The organism is Herbaspirillum sp. AP02 (genome assembly GCF_015767275.1).
Taxonomy (GTDB): domain Bacteria; phylum Pseudomonadota; class Gammaproteobacteria; order Burkholderiales; family Burkholderiaceae_D; genus Herbaspirillum.
The window spans coordinates 602,747-623,482 of sequence record NZ_JADWMY010000001.1; the positions used below are offsets into that span (position 1 = coordinate 602,747).

Annotated in this window: 17 protein-coding genes; 9 read left to right on the top strand and 8 right to left on the bottom strand. The window is 63.8% G+C overall.

Annotated elements, in window-relative coordinates; translation table 11 throughout:
* Positions 1–33: 33 nt before the first annotated feature.
* Together I5R65_RS02630 and I5R65_RS02635 are read right to left on the bottom strand one after the other, a co-directional pair.
* Positions 34–1,770 (bottom strand): ClcB-like voltage-gated chloride channel protein, encoded by a 1,737-nt coding sequence (locus tag I5R65_RS02630; RefSeq protein ID WP_180668678.1) that lies wholly within the window; start codon positions 1,768–1,770, stop codon positions 34–36.
* Complete coding sequence (locus tag I5R65_RS02635; protein ID WP_180668679.1) at positions 1,763–2,158, bottom strand: winged helix-turn-helix domain-containing protein; 396 nt, start codon at positions 2,156–2,158, stop codon at positions 1,763–1,765. The genes I5R65_RS02630 and I5R65_RS02635 overlap by 8 nt, the downstream gene beginning before the upstream one ends.
* A gap of 128 nt (positions 2,159–2,286) precedes the next feature.
* Between I5R65_RS02635 and modA the strand changes: the two genes are divergently transcribed.
* The 3 genes from modA to I5R65_RS02650 are packed head-to-tail and all read left to right on the top strand — an operon-like array spanning position 2,287 to position 4,456.
* Positions 2,287–3,057: a molybdate ABC transporter substrate-binding protein gene (gene modA, locus I5R65_RS02640; protein ID WP_180668680.1), complete on the top strand. Its 771-nt coding sequence runs from the start codon at positions 2,287–2,289 to the stop codon at positions 3,055–3,057.
* A 16-nt stretch (positions 3,058–3,073) separates the two neighbouring features.
* Entirely contained in the window at positions 3,074–3,748 is a 675-nt protein-coding gene (gene modB / locus I5R65_RS02645; protein WP_180668681.1) for a molybdate ABC transporter permease subunit, read from the top strand.
* 39 nt (positions 3,749–3,787) lie between these two features.
* Positions 3,788–4,456 (top strand): ATP-binding cassette domain-containing protein, encoded by a 669-nt coding sequence (locus tag I5R65_RS02650; protein ID WP_180668682.1) that lies wholly within the window; start codon positions 3,788–3,790, stop codon positions 4,454–4,456.
* 151 nt (positions 4,457–4,607) lie between these two features.
* Here I5R65_RS02650 and aceA read toward each other — a convergent pair whose 3' ends face one another.
* On the bottom strand, positions 4,608–5,912 hold the full coding sequence (aceA, locus tag I5R65_RS02655; RefSeq protein ID WP_180668683.1) for an isocitrate lyase: 1,305 nt from the start codon (positions 5,910–5,912) through the stop codon (positions 4,608–4,610).
* 400 nt (positions 5,913–6,312) lie between these two features.
* On the opposite strand from aceA, the gene I5R65_RS02660 reads away from it, so the two are divergent.
* Positions 6,313–8,544: an FUSC family membrane protein gene (locus I5R65_RS02660; RefSeq protein WP_180668684.1), complete on the top strand. Its 2,232-nt coding sequence runs from the start codon at positions 6,313–6,315 to the stop codon at positions 8,542–8,544.
* Positions 8,545–8,632: 88 nt separating this feature from the next.
* Here the strand turns inward: I5R65_RS02660 and rraA are convergent, their stop codons facing one another.
* Together rraA and I5R65_RS02670 are read right to left on the bottom strand one after the other, a co-directional pair.
* Positions 8,633–9,124: a ribonuclease E activity regulator RraA gene (gene rraA, locus I5R65_RS02665; RefSeq protein WP_180668685.1), complete on the bottom strand. Its 492-nt coding sequence runs from the start codon at positions 9,122–9,124 to the stop codon at positions 8,633–8,635.
* Positions 9,125–9,182: 58 nt separating this feature from the next.
* A complete protein-coding gene (locus I5R65_RS02670; protein WP_196872123.1) occupies positions 9,183–10,931 on the bottom strand; it encodes a sensor domain-containing diguanylate cyclase in 1,749 nt (582 codons plus the stop codon).
* 108 nt (positions 10,932–11,039) lie between these two features.
* Between I5R65_RS02670 and I5R65_RS02675 the strand changes: the two genes are divergently transcribed.
* Positions 11,040–11,288, top strand: a complete 249-nt coding sequence (locus I5R65_RS02675) for a hypothetical protein (protein ID WP_180668687.1) — start codon at positions 11,040–11,042, stop codon at positions 11,286–11,288.
* Between the two features lie 163 nt (positions 11,289–11,451).
* Here the strand turns inward: I5R65_RS02675 and clpB are convergent, their stop codons facing one another.
* From clpB to I5R65_RS02690, 3 genes are all read right to left on the bottom strand, one after another.
* Positions 11,452–14,037, bottom strand: coding sequence for an ATP-dependent chaperone ClpB (clpB, locus tag I5R65_RS02680; protein ID WP_180668688.1), 2,586 nt, complete (start codon positions 14,035–14,037; stop codon positions 11,452–11,454).
* Between the two features lie 104 nt (positions 14,038–14,141).
* Positions 14,142–14,516 carry a fluoride efflux transporter CrcB gene (gene crcB / locus I5R65_RS02685; protein ID WP_180668689.1) on the bottom strand — a complete coding sequence of 125 codons (375 nt, stop codon included), beginning with the start codon at positions 14,514–14,516 and terminating at the stop codon, positions 14,142–14,144.
* 87 nt (positions 14,517–14,603) lie between these two features.
* Positions 14,604–15,569 carry a LysR family transcriptional regulator gene (locus tag I5R65_RS02690; protein ID WP_180668690.1) on the bottom strand — a complete coding sequence of 322 codons (966 nt, stop codon included), beginning with the start codon at positions 15,567–15,569 and terminating at the stop codon, positions 14,604–14,606.
* A 188-nt stretch (positions 15,570–15,757) separates the two neighbouring features.
* Here I5R65_RS02690 and I5R65_RS02695 point away from each other — a divergent pair, with 188 nt between their 5' ends.
* The 4 genes from I5R65_RS02695 to I5R65_RS02710 all read left to right on the top strand — a co-directional run bounded on the left by I5R65_RS02695 (position 15,758) and on the right by I5R65_RS02710 (position 20,698).
* Positions 15,758–17,242 (top strand): efflux transporter outer membrane subunit, encoded by a 1,485-nt coding sequence (locus I5R65_RS02695; protein ID WP_180668691.1) that lies wholly within the window; start codon positions 15,758–15,760, stop codon positions 17,240–17,242.
* Complete coding sequence (locus tag I5R65_RS02700) at positions 17,239–19,455, top strand: FUSC family protein (protein WP_180668692.1); 2,217 nt, start codon at positions 17,239–17,241, stop codon at positions 19,453–19,455. The genes I5R65_RS02695 and I5R65_RS02700 overlap by 4 nt, the downstream gene beginning before the upstream one ends.
* Positions 19,445–19,645 carry a DUF1656 domain-containing protein gene (locus tag I5R65_RS02705; protein ID WP_180668693.1) on the top strand — a complete coding sequence of 67 codons (201 nt, stop codon included), beginning with the start codon at positions 19,445–19,447 and terminating at the stop codon, positions 19,643–19,645. Before I5R65_RS02700 ends, I5R65_RS02705 begins: the two co-directional genes overlap by 11 nt.
* Before the next feature lie 78 nt (positions 19,646–19,723).
* Positions 19,724–20,698 carry an HlyD family secretion protein gene (locus I5R65_RS02710; RefSeq protein ID WP_180668694.1) on the top strand — a complete coding sequence of 325 codons (975 nt, stop codon included), beginning with the start codon at positions 19,724–19,726 and terminating at the stop codon, positions 20,696–20,698.
* Positions 20,699–20,736 lie beyond the last annotated feature (38 nt).

Genomic DNA, 20,736 nt, shown 5'->3' on the forward strand with positions numbered 1-20,736 from the left:
AGCCGACCGCTACGATGCCGCCGGCGGCGCAGGTCAGCTACCCGCCCGGTCCAGCCGGAAATACGCATCCAGCAAGGAGGTCTTGAACACCACACCCAGCAGGCGCGGGTCTTCGGCACTGGCGATTACCGGCAGACGCTCGCCCTGATGATCGAGGAACAGTTGCAGGGCCTCGCCCAGGGACATGTCGGGTGTCACCTCGTGCAGGAAATGCGGCCGCAGGAAATCGCGAGCTACCCGGCCGACGGCTTCCTTCTTGTCCAGCAGCCAGGAAGTGATGTCCTGCAACGCCACCACGCCGAGGTAACGCTGCTCTTCGTCCACGATGTAGACGTACTTCACCGGGTATTTCAGGAACAGGGCACTGATCTCTTCCAGGCTGGCCTGTTCCTGCAGTACGGTCTCGGCAGGTCGGATCAGGGCGCGCATGTGGGTGCCGCGCAGGCGCAGGCGTTCTTCGTTGTCGCGATGGCGTTTCAGTGTGATGTCGTACATCGAACGCCCATTCGTACTGCGCGCCACCACATAGGCGACCACGCAGGACAACATCAGCGGCAACACCACCTGATAGCTCAAGGTCATCTCGAAGATCATCAGGATCGCCATCAGCGGCGCATAGGACGCCGCCGCCAGGAAGGCGCCCATGCCCACCATGGCATAGGCGAACGGTTGCGACATGTGGAACGGCAGCAGGGCCTGGGCCGTATCGCCGAACAGATAGCCGACCGCCGCCCCCACGAACAGCGTCGGCGTGAAGATCCCCCCGACCGCCCCCGAACCCACCGTGATGGCCGTGGCCAGGACCTTGATCACCAGCACCGTCAGGACCGCCTGCCACAGCCAGGTGGTATGCAGCAGCGAATTGACCAGACTGTAGCCATTGCCCCAGACCTCGGGCACCTCGATCGAAATCAGCCCCACCAGCAGCCCGCCCACGCCCAGCCGCACCGGCAGCGGCAGGCGGAACTTGCCGAAACCCTGCTTGCCCAGCTCCAGCACGCGCAGGAACTGCGGTGCCAGGATCCCGGCCAGCACGCCCAGCACCAGGAACAGCAGCACTTCCCAGCCACCGATCTCGGGGAAGTACGGCATTTCGTAGGCAGCGCGATAACCCGGCAACTCGCGCATGGTGATGTTGGCCACCACCGAGGCCACCACCACCGGGCCGAAGCTCTCCATCACCAGCGAACCGAGCACGATCTCGGTGATGAAGAAAGCCCCGGCAATGGGCGCGTTGTAGGCCGAGGTGATGCCGGCCGCCGCCCCGCAGGCCACCAGCAAGCGCAAGCGGGAAGAGGGAAAGTGCGAGAACTTGCCCACCAGCGACGCGCACAGGGCCGACAACTGCACCATCGGTCCTTCGCGGCCGATGGAGCCCCCCGAGGCAATCGAGGCCAGCGAGGAGATGCTGCGCAAGAGCGTGTTGCGCACCGGAATGGCACCATCGCCGATGGCCACCGCCTCCATGTAGTCGCCACCATTGCCGGCCGGAGTCCGCTTGGCCCAGACCAGGAACAGGCCGGCAATCACGCCGCCGCAGGTCGGCAGCAGGATGCGTACATGCCAGGGCAAGCCCTTGGCGATATCGACGAAGCTCCCGTCATGTCCGGTCAGCCAGATCTGCAGCAGCGCGATGCATTCGCGAAAGGCGATGGTGGCCAGCGCGCCGACGAAACCGGCCAGCGCCCCCCACAGCAGCATGGAATGGCTTTCGGACACGCGACAGGCATTGAGTACCCGCAGTCGGTACTTGATCCAGAGTTCATGCATGGCCGCTGCCCTGCCCCTGACCTTGCGCCGCTTGCTCGTCGGCCGGCCGCATCAATGCCTGCAGTTGCCGCAGTTCGCCCGCAATGCTGGCCGCTGCCTTCTTCTGCATGCGACGGTAACGCGCCAGTACCTCCTGCCCCAGCTCGGTCACTGCCGCACCGCCGCCGCGGGCGCCGCCGGTCGCGGTGGCCACCAGCGGGCTGGCGAAGCAGCGGTTCATCTCTTCCACCAGCAGCCAGGCGCGACGATAGGACATCTCCATCTCCCGGGCAGCGCCGGAAATCGATCCGGTCTGTGCAATGGCCTGCAGCAGATCGGCCTTGCCCGGGCCGAAGGCAATGGTCTGGCCCTGCATCACGCGCACTCTCAAGGTCTTGGCATCATTCATGCGCGTGATTGTACAAGGGCCTTGTATGTGCGGCCAATGCAGAGCAGGCGGTTGACGTTCGTTATATCCTTACGTATATTTCGCCGCTAGCCCGCCACGCCCCATTGTTCTCACTTCCAGGATGTCCGATGCTGAAGAAAAACCGTCTCAAGGCCGCCATCGGCGCCGCCTTCGCCGCTACGCTGGTGTTCTCCGCCGGTGCCGCCCAGGCCACCGATCTCGTGGTCTCGGCCGCCGCCAGCCTGACCAACGCCTTCAAGGAGCTTGCCCTGTCCTTCGAACAACAGCATCCCGGTGTGAAGGTCATCAGCAACTTCGGTGCCTCGGACGTGCTGATGCAACAGATCGTGCGCGGCGCCCCGGCAGACGTGTTTGCCTCGGCCGATCAGACCGCCATGGACAAGGCCGTGGCGGAAAAGGCCGTCACCCCGGCCACCCGCAAGAACTTCGCCGCCAACCAGATCGTGGTCATCGTGCCGCATGACGCCAGGCACCAGCCGGCCACGCTGGCCGACCTGACCCGGCCGGACTATCAGCGCATCGCCCTCGGCAACCCGGCATCGGTGCCCTTCGGCCGCTACACCAAGGGCGCGCTGGAACAGGCCGGCCTGTGGTCGCAGGTCCAGGCCAAGGGGGTGATGGCCGAGAACGTGCGCACCAGCCTGGATTACGTGGCCCGTGGCGAGGTCGATGCCGGTTTCGTCTTCGCCACCGATGCCGCAGTGATGCCGGACAAGGTCAAGGTGGCCATCCGCCTTCCCTCAACCACGCCGGCCACCTACCCCATTGCGGTCACCGCTGGCAGCCGGCAACAGGAACTGGCCGCGCAGTTCGTGGATTACGTGCTCTCGCCGAACGGGCAGGCTGTCCTGGCCCGCTACGGCTTCCTCAAGCCCTGATGCCGAGGGAGGCTTGATGCATCCGGTCTGGACGCCGCTGCTGCTGTCGCTAAAGGTCGCGGGACTGGCAACCCTGCTCAATCTGATCCTGGGCGTGGCCGCCGCCTATGGCCTGTCGCGCTGGCGCTCGCCGCTACGCGACTTCATCGATTCGGTCCTGACCCTGCCCCTGGTCCTGCCGCCCACCGTGCTGGGCTATTACCTGCTGGTCTTGTTCGGCCGCCGTGGCACCTTCGGCGCCTGGCTGGAAAGCCTGGGCATACAACTGGTCTTCACCTGGCAGGGCGCGGTACTGGCCTCCACCGTGGTGGCCTTTCCGCTGGTATTGAAAGCAGCCCGGGCCGCCTTCGAGAGTGTGGACCATCAACTGGAAAACGCCGCCCGCGTGCTGGGCGTCTCCGAGGCCGGCGTGTTCTTCCGCGTCAGCCTGCCACTGGCCACGCGCGGCATCACCGCGGGCGTGCTGCTGGCGTTTGCCCGTGCCCTGGGCGAATTCGGCGCTACCCTGATGGTGGCGGGCAACCTGCCGGGCCGCACGCAGACCCTGTCGGTGGCCATCTACGAAGCGGTGCAGGCCGGCGACGATGGCGCGGCCACCTTGCTGGTGGTGATTACCTCGATCACCTGCGTGGTGCTGCTGATGCTGGCCGGACGACTGGTACCGGACCGCTCGCAACTGCAGATTCGCTAGACTGTCGCGGTTGATCCCTTTTACCTTTCCCTGCCTGCCGTGAGCATCGACCTCCAGATCCAGAAACAACTGCGTGCCGCTGATCGCGTCTTCGATCTCGATATCACCCTGGCTTCCGACAGCCAGCGCATCGTGCTCTACGGTCCCTCCGGCTCGGGCAAGAGCCTCACGCTCAAGGCCATCGCCGGCCTGATGCGCCCCGACAGCGGCCACATCCGCGTGCATGGCCGGGTGCTGTTCGATGCCGCGCAGGGCATCGACCTGCGCGTGCAGGAGCGCAACGTGGCCTACCTGTTCCAGGACTACGCCCTCTTCCCGCACCTCACGGTGGCGCAGAACATCGCCTTCGGCCTGACCCGGGGCAGCTTCAACACCCGTCGCCCGGCCCAGCACCCGGCGGTGATGAAGTGGCTGCAGGCCTTCGAGCTGGAGGCCATCGCCCACAGCCATCCGGCGCAGATCTCCGGCGGCCAGCGCCAGCGCGTGGCCCTGGCGCGCGCCCTGGTGGCCGAGCCCGACATGCTCTTGCTGGACGAGCCCTTCTCGGCCCTGGACCTGTCCCTGCGCCAGCGCATGCGCCAGGAACTGGCCGACCTGCAGACCCGCCTGCAGGTGCCGATGCTGCTGATCACCCACGACCCGGCCGATGTCGAGGCCCTGGGCCAGACGGTCTTCGAAGTGCGCGACGGGCGCTTGCGGGCGACGTGAAGTCACCCGGCACCGACGACGAAAATACGGACAAAAAAAACCGCACCCTTTTGAGGTACGGTCGCAAGTTCGGGGATCACCCCGCCAGCCCGCGCAAGGATGCGGACCGGCGTTACATCACACATTCACACTCAAACACTTGTCGCCGTGCTCAGGCCGCCTTCTTGGCCTTGTCATCGAAGAATTGTTCATCTTCGGTCGAACCATGCAGTGCCGTGGTCGACGACTGGCCTTGCTGGATCGCCTGGGTCACCGCGTCGAAATAACCGGTGCCGACCTCGCGCTGGTGCTTGACCGCAGTAAAGCCCTTGGAGGCGGCGGCGAATTCGGCTTCCTGCAGTTCCACGAAGGCCGACATCTGGTTGCGGGCATAGCCGTGGGCCAGGTTGAACATCGAGTAGTTCAGCGCGTGGAAGCCAGCCAGCGTGATGAACTGGAACTTGTAGCCCATGGCACCCAGCTCGCGCTGGAACTTGGCGATGGTAGCGTCGTCCAGGTTCTTCTTCCAGTTGAAGGACGGCGAGCAGTTGTAGGCCAGCAGCTTGCCCGGGAACTTGGCGTGGATGGCTTCGGCGAAGGTCTTGGCGAAGGCCAGGTCGGGCTTGCCGGTTTCGCACCAGACCATGTCGGCGTATTCCGCATAGGCCAGGCCACGCGAGATCGCCTGGTCGATGCCCGGGTGGGTCTTGAAGAAGCCTTCGACAGTGCGCTCGCCGGACAGGAAGGCCTTGTCGTTGGCATCCACGTCGGAGGTCAGCAGGTCGGCCGCTTCGGCATCGGTACGGGCGATCACCAGGGTACGGGTGCCCATGACGTCAGCCGCCAGGCGCGCTGCGTTGAGCTTTTCGCAGGCTTCGCGGGTCGGCACCAGCACCTTGCCGCCCATGTGACCACACTTCTTCACCGACGCCAGCTGGTCTTCGAAGTGCACGCCGGCAGCACCGGCCTCGATCATCGACTTCATCAGCTCGAAGGCGTTCAGCACGCCGCCGAAACCGGCTTCGGCATCGGCCACGATGGGGGCGAAGAAGTCGATGTCGTCACGGCCTTCGGACCACTGGATCTGGTCGGCACGAGCGAAGGTATTGTTGATGCGCTTGACCACCATCGGCACCGAGTTGGCCGGATACAGCGACTGGTCGGGATACATTTCACCGGCCAGGTTGGCGTCGCCGGCAACTTGCCAGCCGGACAGGTAGATCGCCTTCAGACCGGCCTTGACCTGCTGCATGGCCTGGTTGCCGGTCAGCGCGCCCAGGGCGTTGACGAAGGGTTCGTTGTGCACCAGGCTCCACAGCTTGTCCGCGCCGCGCTTGGCCAGGGTGTGCTCGATCTGCAGCGAACCGCGCAGGCGGACCACGTCGGCGGCGCTGTAGTTACGCTTGATGCCCTTCCAGCGCGGGTTCTCTGCCCAGTCGCGTTCCAGGGCCTGGATTTGCTGTTCACGTGTGCTCATGTGGATCTCCTTTTGGTCAATGATGAAGTGGCTTGAAACTGGATGAAATCGCGAATTCCATGACTTCATAGTAGGACTGCGGGAGCGGAGCAACAATGTCTTATATAAGATATCTGTAAAATTTTTATACCAATAAATTCAATTACTTACGCTCTCTATTTTGCGATGCGGAACGAAAAACCAGAGAATGAAAAGTCATTTTGATGCAGCGCACCCGCATTTTTCATATTGCGAAATGAAGATTTCGTATCGTAAAAAACATGGGATGTGAAACCTCTTGCGTCCTCATCGTTCATATCCACACCATCCGCACCTGTCCTCTCTGGTTGTTTAAACGTACAAGAAGACAGAGAATAAGCACCTAACTCATGAAACGGCGATTCCACGCCGCCCTGTCTACATGCATTACGCCCTGGACATTCGCACCTTCCTCTTCAGTCATTATTTCTATACGGGTGTGCGGATCGCGATCGGGGTGGTCGGCCTGACGCTGCTGGTGTTCAACGTGGCCGACATGCCCACCACCATGACGGTCTTCCTGGGAGCGCTGTGTACCAGCCTGATGGACCTGCCCAGCCCGCTGCGTCACAAGTTCAACGAAATGCTGGCCGGCGTGCTGCTCTGTACGGTGGTGATGCTGGTCATCAGCCTGTGTGCCCCGGTGCCCTGGCTGGTCAGCGCCATGATGGTGGTGGTGAGCTTCTTCGCCAGCATGATGGTGGTCTATGGCAAGAAGACCATGCCGCTGCAGTTTGCCGCGCTCATGGTGATGACCCTGTCGATGGAAAACCAGGTGCCGATCTCGGACGCCCTCCTCCATGCCGTGCTGTTCCTGGGCGGCGGGCTGGGCTATCTGGCCTATTCGATGACGGTGTCGTGGTTCCTGCGTCGTCGCATCAAGCAGCAGGTACTGGCCGAGGCGCTGTTCGAACTGGCACGCTACCTGCGCATCAAGGCCGATTTCTATGACGTCAAGCATGACCTGGCAGGCCAGTTCAACCAGCTGGTGCGCCAGCAGATCGTGGTGGCCGACAAGCAGCAGGCCTCGCGCGACCTGATCCTGCGCGATCTGCATACCAAGCAGGACGGCCTGCTGGTGCAGGTCCACCTGTCCATGCTGGAGCTCTATGAACAGGTACTGTCCACCCATGCCGACTACGCCTTCCTGCGCCAGCACTTCGGCGACAGTGATGTCATGGTCTTCCTGCGCGACCTGGCGACCAAGGCCGCCCAGGACATCGAATCGATCGCCTACGCGGTCACCCGCAAGAAGGCCTCCGAACCGAGCGTGAACTACAAGGCCGAACTGCGCGCCGTGCAGTTCGAGATGCAGGAACTGGCCCTGCCCGGCCCCCGGCAGGCTTCCCAGGAAGCCCTGACCCTCCTGCGCGTGACCTACCACAAGATTCGCGACATCATCGAACTGATCGGCCAGGTGCACCAGGCCACGCGCAATCCGGTGGACCCGCTGCCCATCCTGCCGGGTTCGGACATGACGCCTTTCCTGACCCAGCAGAAGTTCAAGTTCAACATGTTGCTGGTGAACCTGCGCTGGCAGTCACCGATCTTCCGCTTCGCCATCCGCGTCGCGCTGGCGGTGACCACGGGCCTGTGGATCTCCAGCCACCTGCCCTACATGGCGCATGGCTACTGGATCGTGCTGACCATCGTCATCATCCTCAAACCCAACTTCAGCGCCACCAAGCAGCGCATGGCCGACCGCCTCATCGGCACCGTCATCGGCTGCCTGATCACCATGCTGATCCTGCGCTTCGTGCACAATCCGCTGGGCCAGCTGGCGGTGCTGTTCGCCGCCAGCGTGGCGGCACCTGCCTTCACCTACATCAAGTATCGCTATACCGCCATCGCCGCCTCGGTACAGATCCTGATGCTGCTGAACCTGCTGGTGCCGGCCGGCCACCAGGGCGTGATCGGCGAACGCCTGATCGACACCATCATCGGCGTGCTCATCGCCACCGTGTTCTCCTACGTGCTGCCGGCCTGGGAATACCGCGACCTGCCCAAGCTGCTGCGCAACGTGCTCAAGGCCAGCCAGCGCTACCTGACCGCCAGCCGCGACATGCTCGAAGGGAAGGTGCAGGACGATTTCTTCTATCGGGTCTGCCGCAAGGGCTTCATGGACAGCCTGGCGGCCCTGATCTCGGCGCTGGTGCGCATGATGGACGAGCCGGCGACCAAGCAGCGGGCGGTGCGCGAACTGAACCGCTTCATCGTGCAGAACTACCTGGTGGCGGCGCATATCGCGGCGCTGCGCCTGATGCTGCGGCGCCAGCAGGAAAATCTGCCGCAAGCCGCCATCAGCAAGCTCATCGAAGACACCTATCTGGAAGCCAGCGAACACCTGGCCGAAGCGCAGCGCCTGCTGGCGCCCAAGCCGAGAAAGCGCGGCGGCGCCGTGGTGGTCTCGCCGGAGGCAGCGGAAGACAAGGCCCTGTCCGGCAAGATCGAACTGATCGGCCCGGTCACGCCGGCCCCCATCCCGGCCGAGGCCAGTGCCTGGTCGGGCTGGGACAACCTGCGCCGGCGCAGTCACCAGCTCAATCAGGACCTCAAGGAAATCGTGAGCCAGACGGCGGCCATCGACAAGGAACTGCGCAAGGTGCCGGACTGACGCGCCTGAACAGCATGCAAGACCCCGCATAAGACAATCGCCCGCAGATGCGGGCGATTGTTCGTGTGCTGCCAGACGATGACGCGGCTCAGAGCGGCGAACGCGCTACCAGCACCCCATCCACATCGGCGTAGATCCAGTCGCCCGGATAGACCGGTACGCCAGCGATGCCGACCTTGATGTCGGCGTCCCCGGCCCCCTTGCGAAAGCTGCGCTGGGGGTGGGTCGCCAGGGCGCGGATGCCGACGTCGCAGGCATTGAGTTCGACCGCATCGCGCACGCAACCGTTGACCAGGATGCCGGCCCAGCCATTGTCCTGCGCCAGTTGCCCCAGGTTGCCGCCCACCAGCGCGCAGCGCAGGCTGCCACCGCCATCGACCACCAGCACCTGGCCCTTGCCCGGCGTTTCCAGCGTGGCGCGGACCAGCACGTTATCCTCGAACACCTTCAGGGTCTTGGCCGGTCCGCTGAAGGCCTGCCTGCGCCCGAAGGAGGCAAAGATGGGAGGCAGTACGTGCAGGGTGCCGCTGGCCAGCTTGTCTTCATTGGCGTCGCACAGGTCGCAGGTGGCAAAGGACATGAAGGTCTCCTCATTGACTGGATGGGTGGGTCCGGGATGGCCCGGATGGCCGGGGGCGCTATACCGACAGGATGCGATGCAGGCGCTTCTGATCGAACATACGAGAATCGGCCACCCGCAGCAAGGTCTCCACATCCAGCCCATCGACCGGATAGAGCGATACACCTACCGAGGCGTCGACCGTGTATTGCTGGCCATCACGCCCCTCGATGGGCTTGTTGACCGCGTGGCGGATCTTGTCGGCGATGCTGCGCGCCACTTCGATGTCGGTCACGCCATGCAGGTAGACCACGAATTCGTCCCCGCCGAAACGGGCCACCGAATCATCATGCCGCAGGCTGTGCTGCAGGCGCTCGGCAATGGCGATCAAGACCTTGTCGCCTTCGTCATGGCCATATTCGTCGTTGACGGCCTTGAAGCGATCCAGATCGATGAAGAGCAAGGCGAAGTGCAGCGGATTGGCCTCGGAACTGTTGCGGCGGCGGAAGTCGATCTGCGCGATCAGGGAATCACGGTTCAATACATTGGTGAGGCGGTCGGTACGCAGGTTGCGCTCCATCTCCACGAAACTCAGTGCCAGTTGGCCGATCTCGTCGTTGCGATCGATGTTGAGCGCGGGGAACGGACTGCCATTGCCGATACTCTTGGCCGCCAGCGTGAGCTTGCGGATGTCGCGCAGCACCCAGCGCAACAGCAGGAAACCGATCACGAAGGTCAGGCATACCGCCAGCAGGCCCAGCATCAGGGTCTGGTAGACGCCACTGGTGACCGAACCCAGGAAGTCCGAGCGCGGCGCCGCGCTGATGGCCAGCCAGTCCAGTCCAGCCTGGTCGTGGTGCAGGCGGAAGGCGACTTCGATCTTGCTGCCCTCGCTGCGCGAGCCCAGCAGCACCAGCTTGCCCGGTGTGGGGTTGTGGATGCTCAGGTAGCGCCGCACTTCCCCGAAGGCCTGCTGTACCAGTGGCGACTTGCTGTGTTCGGCATTGAGACGCAACAGGTCCGAGCCCTGGTCATTGGATTGGTAGATCGATTCATCCAGCGAGGTGGCGACCATGTCACCCTTCATCTCGGTAACGAAGGCCGCGCCATTGGGGCTCAACGGGAGCTGATGCAGCAGGGTCGTGAGCTGCTGCAGGCCAATGCTGCTGTTGGCCACGCCCAGCAGGCTGCCGTCGGTGTCGAAGATGGGCTTGGACAGGTTGATGCCCACCACATTGGGCTGGCGATAATCGGCATACACGGGCGACCAGGTCTCACGCCCCTGCTGCACGGCCTGCACATACCAGGGCCGCTTGCGCGGTTCGTAGTCCTGCACGGCGGTGAGCTTCATCTCGGTGCCGGGGCCACGCAGGTAATAGACGTAGTTCTTGTCGCCCGGCTCGCGCACGCTGAACATGAAGACGTTGATCTGCTCCTGCTTGATGCCCAGGAAACTGCCGTCGACGCCACCGAAGTAGACATAGCTGGGCTCGTCGAACAGCGAATTGGCCAGCCACAGGCGCTCTTCGAGCTCCTTGCGGGTCTGGGGAAACGGTAGCGTGGCCGGCGGCTGGCCCGCCTCTGTCGGCGGCACCGGTGGCGGTGCCACCACGTTCAGGCTTTCGCGCGCGCCCATGGTCTGGCGGTCGATGCCCTGCGAGACGCGTCCCATCACTTCGGTCAAGGCATTGCGTGCCAATACCTCGGTGGCATCGTCACCGGCGCGATACAGGAACCAGCCGATGGTCAACACCAGGCAAACCATGAGGAAGATGAAGGGCAGGATGAATAGCCGCTGCAGAGACGATTGCTTCAGAATCGCCCCCATGTGCTGTTGCTGCATTGACCGCGAGTTCCCGATATGACCATGAATTCCTTGCTGCCGAGCAACAAACCCCTTCCCCGGCGATTGCAGCAGAGGCTCTAGCCTCGATCGATGGCGCACCTGTTTTTCATCCTGTGGCGCACTCCCCTTGATGAAAGTAAATATCACATTTTGCGCCGTCTTGGTGAGCGTTTTCTGCAATGCGGCGAAAGAAAAGGCCGTGAGCGATTCGCCCAGGAAGCACGCTGGACGTGGAGTGTAGCAAATTCATCAACCAAATTAAATGTATTACAACTTTCCAGAACGGATGTGCAGAAGCCCGCTGTCAAAGTGAATCAAATTGCCCGCCAGGATGCATAAAAAAGCGGCGGGACATGAAATCATGTTCCCGCCGCCTTTCGTGCTTCTTGCTGTTTCCTTCTGCTTCCTTCTTCTTTCTGCTTCTTTCTTCTTCCTGCCGGTCGACCCGGCGGCAGATCGGCGTGGTGCCGACTGCCTCCCTGCCGCCCTTGCTTCCAGGCAGTTATTTGCTGAACGCCAGTTGACCGTTCTCCACCTCGACATGTATGACATCCTTGGGACCGAACTTGCCGGCCAGGATCTCCTTGGACAGCGGATTCTCGATCTCCTGCTGGATGGCGCGCTTGAGCGGGCGAGCACCGTAGACCGGATCGAAACCGGCCTCGGCGATCTTCTGCAAGCCGGCTTCGCTGATCTGCAGACCGATCTCCAGCTTGGCCAGGCGCTGCTCCAGGATGCGCAGCTGGATCTTGGCGATGGCGCCGATATTCTTGGCGTCCAACGCGTGGAAGACCACGATCTCGTCCACCCGGTTGATGAATTCCGGACGGAAGTGCGTACGCACCTCGGCCATCACGGCCAGCTTCACCAGCGCCGGATCGCTGTCTTCCATGCTCTGGATACGATGCGAGCCCAGGTTGGAGGTCATCACGATCACGGTGTTCTTGAAGTCCACGGTCCGCCCCTGGCCATCGGTCATGCGGCCATCGTCCAGCACCTGCAACAGCACGTTGAAGACATCCGGGTGGGCCTTCTCGATTTCATCGAGCAGGATCACGCTGTAGGGCTTGCGCCGCACGGCCTCGGTCAGGTAGCCGCCCTCTTCGTAGCCGACGTAGCCCGGCGGCGCGCCGATCAGGCGGGCCACGGAATGCTTCTCCATGAACTCGCTCATGTCGATGCGGATCATCGCTTCCTCGGTGTCGAACAGGTAGGACGCCAGCGCCTTGCACAGCTCGGTCTTGCCGACCCCGGTGGGGCCCAGGAACATGAAGGAACCGTAGGGTTTGCTGGGGTCCCCCAGGCCGGCACGCGAGCGGCGGATGGCGTCGGAGACGGCCACAATGGCTTCGTCCTGGCCGACCACGCGTTCATGCAGCACGTCTTCCATGTGCAGCAGTTTTTCACGTTCGCCCTGCATCATGCGCGACACCGGGATACCGGTGGCGCGGGCCACGATCTCGGCAATTTCCTCGGCGCCCACCTGGGTGCGGACCAGCTTGGGCTTCTCGGTGGTGACACCGGCGGCGTCCTTCTTGTTCTGCACTTCCAGCGCGGCTTCCAGCTCGGCCAGCTTGCCGTACTTGAGCTCCGAGACCTTCTGCCAGTCGCTCTTGCGGGTGGCCTCTTCCATCTGCAGGCGCACCTTCTCGATCTCTTCCTTGAGCTGCTGGCCACCCTGGGCGGTCGACTTCTCGGCCTTCCAGATTTCTTCCAGGTCGGCGTACTCGCGCTCCAACTTCTCGATCTCTTCCTCGATCAGCTGCAGGCGCTTCTGCGAGGCTTCGTCCTTCTCGCGCTTGACGGCTTCACGCTCGATCTTCAGCTGGATCAGGCGGCGGTCGAGCTTGTCCATCACCTCCGGCTTGGAGTCGATCTCGATCTTGATCTTGGCGGCGGCTTCGTCGATCAGGTCGATCGCCTTGTCCGGCAGGAAGCGGTCGGTGATGTAGCGATGCGACAGCTCGGCCGCAGCCACGATGGCGGGGTCGGTGATGTCCACGCCGTGGTGCACCTCATACTTCTCCTGCAAGCCACGCAGGATGGCGATGGTGGCCTCCACGCTGGGCTCGTCTACCAGGATCTTCTGGAAACGACGCTCCAGGGCGGCATCCTTCTCGATGTACTGGCGGTATTCGTCCAGGGTGGTGGCGCCCACGCAATGCAGCTCGCCACGGGCCAAGGCCGGCTTGAGCATATTGCCGGCATCCATGGCGCCCTCGGCCTTGCCGGCGCCCACCATGGTATGCAGCTCATCGATGAAGACGATGGTCTGACCTTCGTCCTGGGCGATTTCCTTCAAGACCGCCTTCAGGCGTTCTTCGAATTCACCACGATACTTGGCACCGGCCAAGAGAGCCGCCATGTCCAGCGACAGCACGCGCTTGGACTTGAGGCTGTCCGGCACCTCGCCGTTGACGATGCGCTGGGCCAGGCCTTCGACGATAGCGGTCTTGCCCACGCCCGGTTCGCCGATGAGCACGGGGTTGTTCTTGCTGCGCCGTTGCAGTACCTGGATGGCGCGGCGGATTTCATCGTCGCGGCCGATCACCGGATCGAGCTTGCCGGCACGGGCACGCTCGGTCAGGTCCAGGGTGTATTTCTTGAGGGCTTCGCGCTGGCCTTCGTCCTGCTGCGAGGACACCGAAGCACCGCCGCGCACGGCCTGGATGGCCGCTTCCAGCGACTTGCGGGTGAGGCCGTTTTCACGGGCGGCGCGGCCGGCATCGGATTTGTCGTCCGCCAGGCCCAGCAGCACCATTTCGCTGGCGACGAACTGGTCGCCATGCTTTTGCGCTTCCTTGTCGGCCAGGTTCAGCAGGGCCACCAGTTCGCGCCCGACCTGCACTTCGCCGCCGTTGCCGGAAACTTGCGGCAGGCGCTTGACGGCCGCCTGCAAGGCGGTATTGAGGCCGTTCACGTTGACGCCGGCACGCTGCAGCAACGAGCGCGCGCCGCCGTCATCCTGGCCCAGCAGGGCCAGGATCAGGTGGACCGGTTCGATATATTGATTGTCGTGGCCGACCGCCTGGGATTGCGCATCGGCCAGCGCTTCCTGCAATTTCGTGGTGAGTTTGTCGAGACGCATGGTTCGCTCCAATTTTTCAATGAGATGAAAGTTGGGCCTGCGCTTTGATTTTCAAGCAATGATCATGCCGTCTGTTTTGATCTGCATCAGTTCGCTGATAATCGTCAGCCCGCCAATGCCCGGTAGCTTGCAAACCCGGCAACACACAGCACGATGGAGCCCAGCAGGTGCAGCCCGGAATGGCCGATGGCCCATAGGTAATCGCCCCGCTGCAAGAGGATCATGGCCTCGGCCGAGAAGGTCGAAAAGGTGGTCAGGCCGCCCAGGAAGCCGGTCACCGCGAACAGGCGCCATTCGGGCGACAAACCGGGATGCTGCTCGAAATAGGCCACCAGGAAACCGATCACGTAGGCACCGATCCAGTTGGCCGCCAGCGTGCCCAACGGCACGAAGTGGCCGGAGATATTCCACACCACCGAGATGCGCCAGCGCAGCCAGGCGCCCAGCGTCGCTCCGATTCCCACTGCCAGCCATCCCATCGTCGTCCCCCTTGCCTGCCCCATCGGGCCGTCTTTTGTCCGCAATCTCACGCGCAATCGCACCCGCACCCGCAAACTTGTACGCGATCAGCGCGTCCCCAGCCCCTGCATTTCTTCCCGCAGGCTGCCCAGGCGCTCCAGCGCCTGATGGTCTTCCTCCAGGGTCTTGTCCACGGTGACGTGCATCCAGTCTACCCAGGTGCTGATCTTGGCGTCCAGGTACTGGCGCGAAGGATACAGGGCATATACGCCCATGTTCTGTAAGCGATGCTGCGGCAACACGCGCACGATGCTGCCGGTGCGCAAGGCGTCCACCGCCGAATAGATGGGCAGCACGCCGATGCCCATGCCCTCGCGGATGGCGGTGAGCATGGCTTCGGCTACGTTGACCTGGAAATTGCTCTTGATCGCGATGACGGCGCCGCCATCCGGCCCTTCCAGCACCCATTCGTCCAGCGGCGAGATCGGGCTCACCAGTTGCAGGCAGGTGTGATTGAGCAGGTCCGCCGGCTGCTGGGGCGCGCCGTACTTGTCCAGGTAGGCCGGCGAGGCGCACAGCATGCTGAAGGTGGTCCCCAGCTGCCGGTAGATCAGGCCGGAATCGGGCAGCTCGCGCGCCAGCACCAGGGAGACGTCATAACCTTCTTCCAGCATGTCCGGGATGCGCTGGGCCAGCGTCAGCTCCACTGCCACGTCCGGGTAGCGCTTCTGGTAACCGGAAATGGAGGGAATCACGTAGCGCTGGCCGAAGCTGGTCATGGCGTGGATGCGCAGCCGACCCGAGGGACAGACATAGGCCGCGCCGGCTTCGGCCTCGGCTTCGTCAACGTAGGCCATGATCTGCTGGCAACGCAGCAGATAACGCTCGCCCGCCTCGGTCAGGGCGATGCGGCGCGTGGTACGGTTCAACAGGCGGGTGCGCAGATGGCGCTCCAGGTCGGCCACGGCGCGTGAGACATGGGCGGTGGTCAGGGCCATCTGCTGGGCGGCCTGCGTAAAACTGCCGGCCTCGACCACACGCGTGAAAACGCGCATGTTTTGCAGGGTATCCATCTTGTTCCTATCAATGAGCAGGTGTCGCGCCAGCAGGCGCAACACCGGATGACAGCATTGTTACCCAAAACGGAGCAATCATTATTGCCAATAACGAGATAAAGAATTGCTGAATAGCGGATTTTTTTGGGAATAATTACAAAATAGAATACATACCTTCTGATATTTGCATATTTTTGGGCAATCCCATGAAACCTATCGCGTTCTCCAAGCTGCCGGATCTGAAGGTCGTTGCGCTGGCGCTGACAATTGCAACGGCACTGGCCGGCTGCGCCGATCAGGGTGGCATCCAGCCGCAAGCGCAGGTCCGCGACGTCGCCGTGCTGGACGCCGGCCAGGCCATCCGCCAGGCCGGCAGCGAGGCCGGCTGGCCGCAACGCGCCTGGTGGCAGGTCTATGGCGATGCGCAGCTGGACCAGCTGGTGAGCCGCGCCGTAGCCGGCAACCCCAGCATGGCAGTGGCCGCCGCCCGCGTGCGCCAGGCCCGGTCGCTGGCCGTGGCCACCCATGCCGGCGAGCTGCCCAGCGCCCAGCTGGATGTGGCAGTCGGCCGCAAGGACTGGTCCGATAACGTCTATTACGGCGCCGCCTTCCGCGACAAGCTGACCTGGAACAACACCGCCACCCTGGGCCTGTCCTATAACGTCGACCTCTGGGATCGCAACAAGAACGCCACCCTGCGTGCCGAGGACGAGATGCACGCCGTAGCGGCCGACGCCCGCGCCGCCCAGCTCGACCTGGAAGGCAATGTGGTGCGCACTTATGTGCAGTTGGCCCTGCAATACGGCCTGCTGGACAACACCGACGCCATGCTGAAGGAAGAACAGAAGATCCTCGACCTGGCCCATCGTCGTTTCAAGGGTGGCCTCGGTACCCAGCTTGAGATCACCCAGGCCGAAGCCCCGCTGCCGGAAACCCGGCGCCAGATCGAAGCCCTGCAAGAGAGCATCGCCCTGATCCGCAACCAGCTGGCCGCATTGCTGGGCGCAGGCCCCGGTGCCGCCGACGGCGTCACCCGCCCCACCCTGCAGCTGCAGGCCGCCATCGGCCTGCCCAGCGCGCTGCCGGCCGACCTGGTGGGTCGCCGCCCGGACATCAGCGCCGCCCGCTGGCGCGTGGAGGCCGCCGGCAAGGGCATCGCCGTGGCCAAGGCGGCCTTCTACCCCAACATCAACCTGCTGGCCGGCATCGGCCCGGCGGCCGCCGGTGGCGGCTTGTTCTCCTTCCTGTCTGCGCCCAACATCCAGACCACCTACGGCCCGGCCATCTCCCTGCCCATCTTCGAGGGTGGCCGCCTGCGTGGCCAACTGGGTGCGGCCAGCGCCGGCTATGACATCGAGGTGGAACACTACAACGCCCTGCTCTCGCAAGCGCTCAAAGGCATTTCCGACCAGGTGGTGACACTGCAATCGGTCGCGCGCCAGCAGCAACAGGCGCAGCAATCGGTGCAAGCCGCGCAAAAGAACGTGGATATCGCTACCCGCGCCTACCAGCGCGGCCTGACCGATTACCTCAACATCCTGCACGCCCAGACCCAATGGCTGCGCCAGCAACAGATCGTGCAGCAATTGCAGGCCCAGCGCCTGGTAGCCTATGCGGCACTGCAGACTGCCCTGGGCGGAGGCATGGACAATGGCCCCGCGCCGGCGGATGACCAGGTGGCCGCGCAATGAACACGCCCGGCACGCCCAGCCCTGCCCTGTCGCTGAAAGCGCAGCTGCATGAGGCCGCCCGCGACTGGTGGCGCAGTGATGCCCCGACCTGGGTCTATGTGTTCAAGATGGTCTTCGCTGGCCTGCTGGCACTGGGTATCGGTTACGGCCTGGACCTGGAGTCGCCGCGCTCGGCGCTGATCACGGTCTTCATCGTCATGCAGCCGCAAAGCGGCATGATCCTGGCCAAGAGCTTCTACCGGGTCATCGGCACCCTGGTCGGCTCGGCCGCGGTGGTGATCTTCGTGGGCCTGTTCGCGCAGACGCCGGAGCTGTTCCTGCTGGCTTCGGCCCTGTGGATCGGGCTGTGCACGGTGGGCTCGGCGCACAACCGTAACTTCCGCTCCTACGGCTTCGTGCTGTCCGGCTATACGGTGGCCCTGATCGGCCTGCCGGCCGCGCTGCATCCGGCCATTACCTTCGATTCGGTGATGACACGGGTCTCCGAGATCATGGTCGGCATCGTCTGCGTGGGCCTGGTCAGCGCATTGGTGTTCCCGCAGGCCAGCGCACCGGGGCTGGTACGCATCATCCGGGGGCGCTTCACCGCCTTCGTCGACCTGATCAGCGCCACCCTGGGCGGCAGCAACGACCGCAAGCAGCTGGAAGCCACCAATGCCCGCTTCGTGGGCGACATCATCGGCCTGGAAGCCCTGCGCAGCTCGGCCATCTTCGAAGACCCGGAAGTGCGCCTGCGCAGCGGCCGCCTGAGCCGCATGAACAGCGAATTCATGGCGCTGTCCACCCGCGTCCACGCGCTGCACCAGTTGATGAACCGGTTGCACGCCAATCCCGCGCCCGGTGCGCAGGTGGTCATCGCCGCCATCTCGCCCTATTTCCGCGAGGTGCAGCCCTTGCTGACCCGCGCCAGCGGCGAGCCGGTGATGAGTGCAGTGGATGCCGCCGATGCCGCCCTCAAGCTGGACGCCTTCAAGCGCGAGCTGCCGCGCCGCGTGCGCGCCACCCGAGGCACGCTGGCCGAACAGTGCGACAGCGACAGCGCCATGCTGGATTTCGATACGGCATCTGAACTTCTGTACCGCGTGGTCGAAGAACTGCATGCCTACACCCTGACCTATGCCTCGCTGAACCAGCGCCACCACGAGCGCGAGCAATGGGAGCATTCCTACGCCCCCAAGACCAGCATGACCACGGCATTGATCGCCGGTGCCCGGGCCGCCATCGTGATGCTGTGCCTGGCCGGGTTCTGGATCGCCAGTGGCTGGCCCAGCGGCGACGTAGCCGTGCTCAACGCGGCGGCTTTCTGCGCCATCACCTCGGCCGCACCCGACCCGGCCAAGGCCACCCGTACGGTCGCCATCGGCGTGCTCTTCGCCGCCGTGGCCGGCTATGTCTACACCTTCCACATCCTGCCGCGCCTGGATGGCTACTGGATGCTGGCCAGCGCGCTCATGCCGGTACTGATGCTGGCCGTCTGGCTGACCACCAAACCCAAATGGGCCGGTTACGGCCTGGGGATCTGCATCTTCTTTCCCTTCCTGGCGGTACCGGACAACTTCGCCCACTTCAACGCGGCCGGCTACCTGAACGAATCGGTGGCACTGGTGGTGTCCTTGCTGGTGACGGCCGTGGCCTTCATGCTGCTGCTGCCGCCGACCACCGACTGGACCGTGCGCGTGCTGGAAAAGCAATTGCGCAAGCAGGTGGTGGACGCCTGTTTCGGCAAGCTGGGCCGCCTGGCGCTGAAGTTCGAAAGCGGCACCCGCGACCTGATGCACCAGATCACGATCCTCACCAGCAGTCGCCCGGTCCTGCGCCAGAAGGCGCTGGGCTGGATGTTTGCCACCCTGGAAGTGGGCCACGCCATCATCGAACTGCGTACCGAACTGCACGGCATCCGCACCGAAACCCCGGACCTGCTGCCGCCGTCCGCCTATGCCGCACTGAACCGCCTGCGTGAAGCCATCCCGGCCCTGTTCGCCCGGCCGTCGGCGGCGACCCTGCAGACGGCGCTGGACGCCAATGACGCCACCATCGTCGAAGTCCAGACCGCCATCGGCCCGCATTACCGCGAACGTAGCGAGCGTCATCGTCTGCAACGCACCCTGAGTTACCTGCACTTCATCCGCACCGCCCTGCTCGATCAGCAATCGCCGCTGCATACCATGCGCGCCGGTGCCAACCCTGCTTCCGGAGAACGCCATGCCACGTGAGATTTCCTTCTTCGATGCCTACATTCCAACGGTCCTGCTGCTGGCCGTGGTGGCCGCCATCCTGGCCATGGCGGCGGACCGCGTCCTGGTGCGGCTGGGCTTCTACGACCTGACCTGGCACCCGGCGCTGTTCCGCGTGAGCCTGTTCGTCTGCCTGGCCGCCTTGCTGGGGCTGTTCGTGTATCGCTAGCGGACATCGGCTTTACTGCCTTCTGCGCCAAACCCATCACTTCAGAAAAGATAAAGAAACCATCAGGAGTAGTTCACCATGTCGGTCAAATCGATTTTCCGCGTCCTCGTCACTTCGGTGATTTTCCTCTTGGCCATCCTGCTCGCCTGGAGCCTGTGGCAGCACTACATGCATTCCCCCTGGACCCGCGACGGCCGGGTGCGCGCCGAAGTGGTCAACGTCGCGCCGGACGTCTCCGGTCAGGTGGTGGCCCTGCCGGTGCGTGACAACCAGTTGGTCAAGAAGGGGGATCTGCTGATGGAAATCGACCCGGCCCGCTACACGCTGGCACTGCAACAGGCTGAAGCCGCCGTCACCGCGCGCAAGGCAGAGCTGGATGTGCGCCGTGCCGAAGTCGAGGCACGCCGCGCTGACCTGGCCATGCGCCGCGCCCAGGCCCGGCGCCGGGCCGACGTGGATGCGCTGGTGGTCTCACGGGAAGCCCGCGAAGATGCCGGCAGCCAGGTCACCGCTTCGCAAGCCCAGCTGGAAGCCGCCCAGGCCCAGCTGCAAGGCGCCCAGGCGCAATACCAGGCGGCCCTGTCGCAGCGCGATACGGCCAGACTGAACCTGGAGCGCACCAAGGTATTCTCCCCGGTGGATGGCTATGTGACCAACCTCTCCGTGCGTCGCGGCGACTACGCGGCTGCCGGCGCGGCCAAGATCGCGCTGATCGACAGCCACTCCTTCTGGGTCTATGCCTACTTCGAGGAAACCAAGCTGCCGCTGCTGTCCATCGGGGACCGCGCCAAGATCCAGCTGATCAACGGCGCCACCCTGGAAGGCCACGTCGACAGCATCGCCCGCGGTATCTATGACCGTGACAATCCGCAAAGCCGCGAACTGACTGCCGATGTGAACCCGACCTTCAACTGGGTGCGGCTGGCGCAGCGCATCCCGGTGCGCATCCAGCTCGACAAGGTGCCGGAACATGTACTGCTGGCCTCGGGGCTGACTTGCACGGTGGTCTTGGCGCCGGGGAGCGGCAAGTCGCAGGCGGCAGTGCGCAACTGAACCAGGCTAAGGTAGTGGAAAGGCGGCCCTGATGTAGC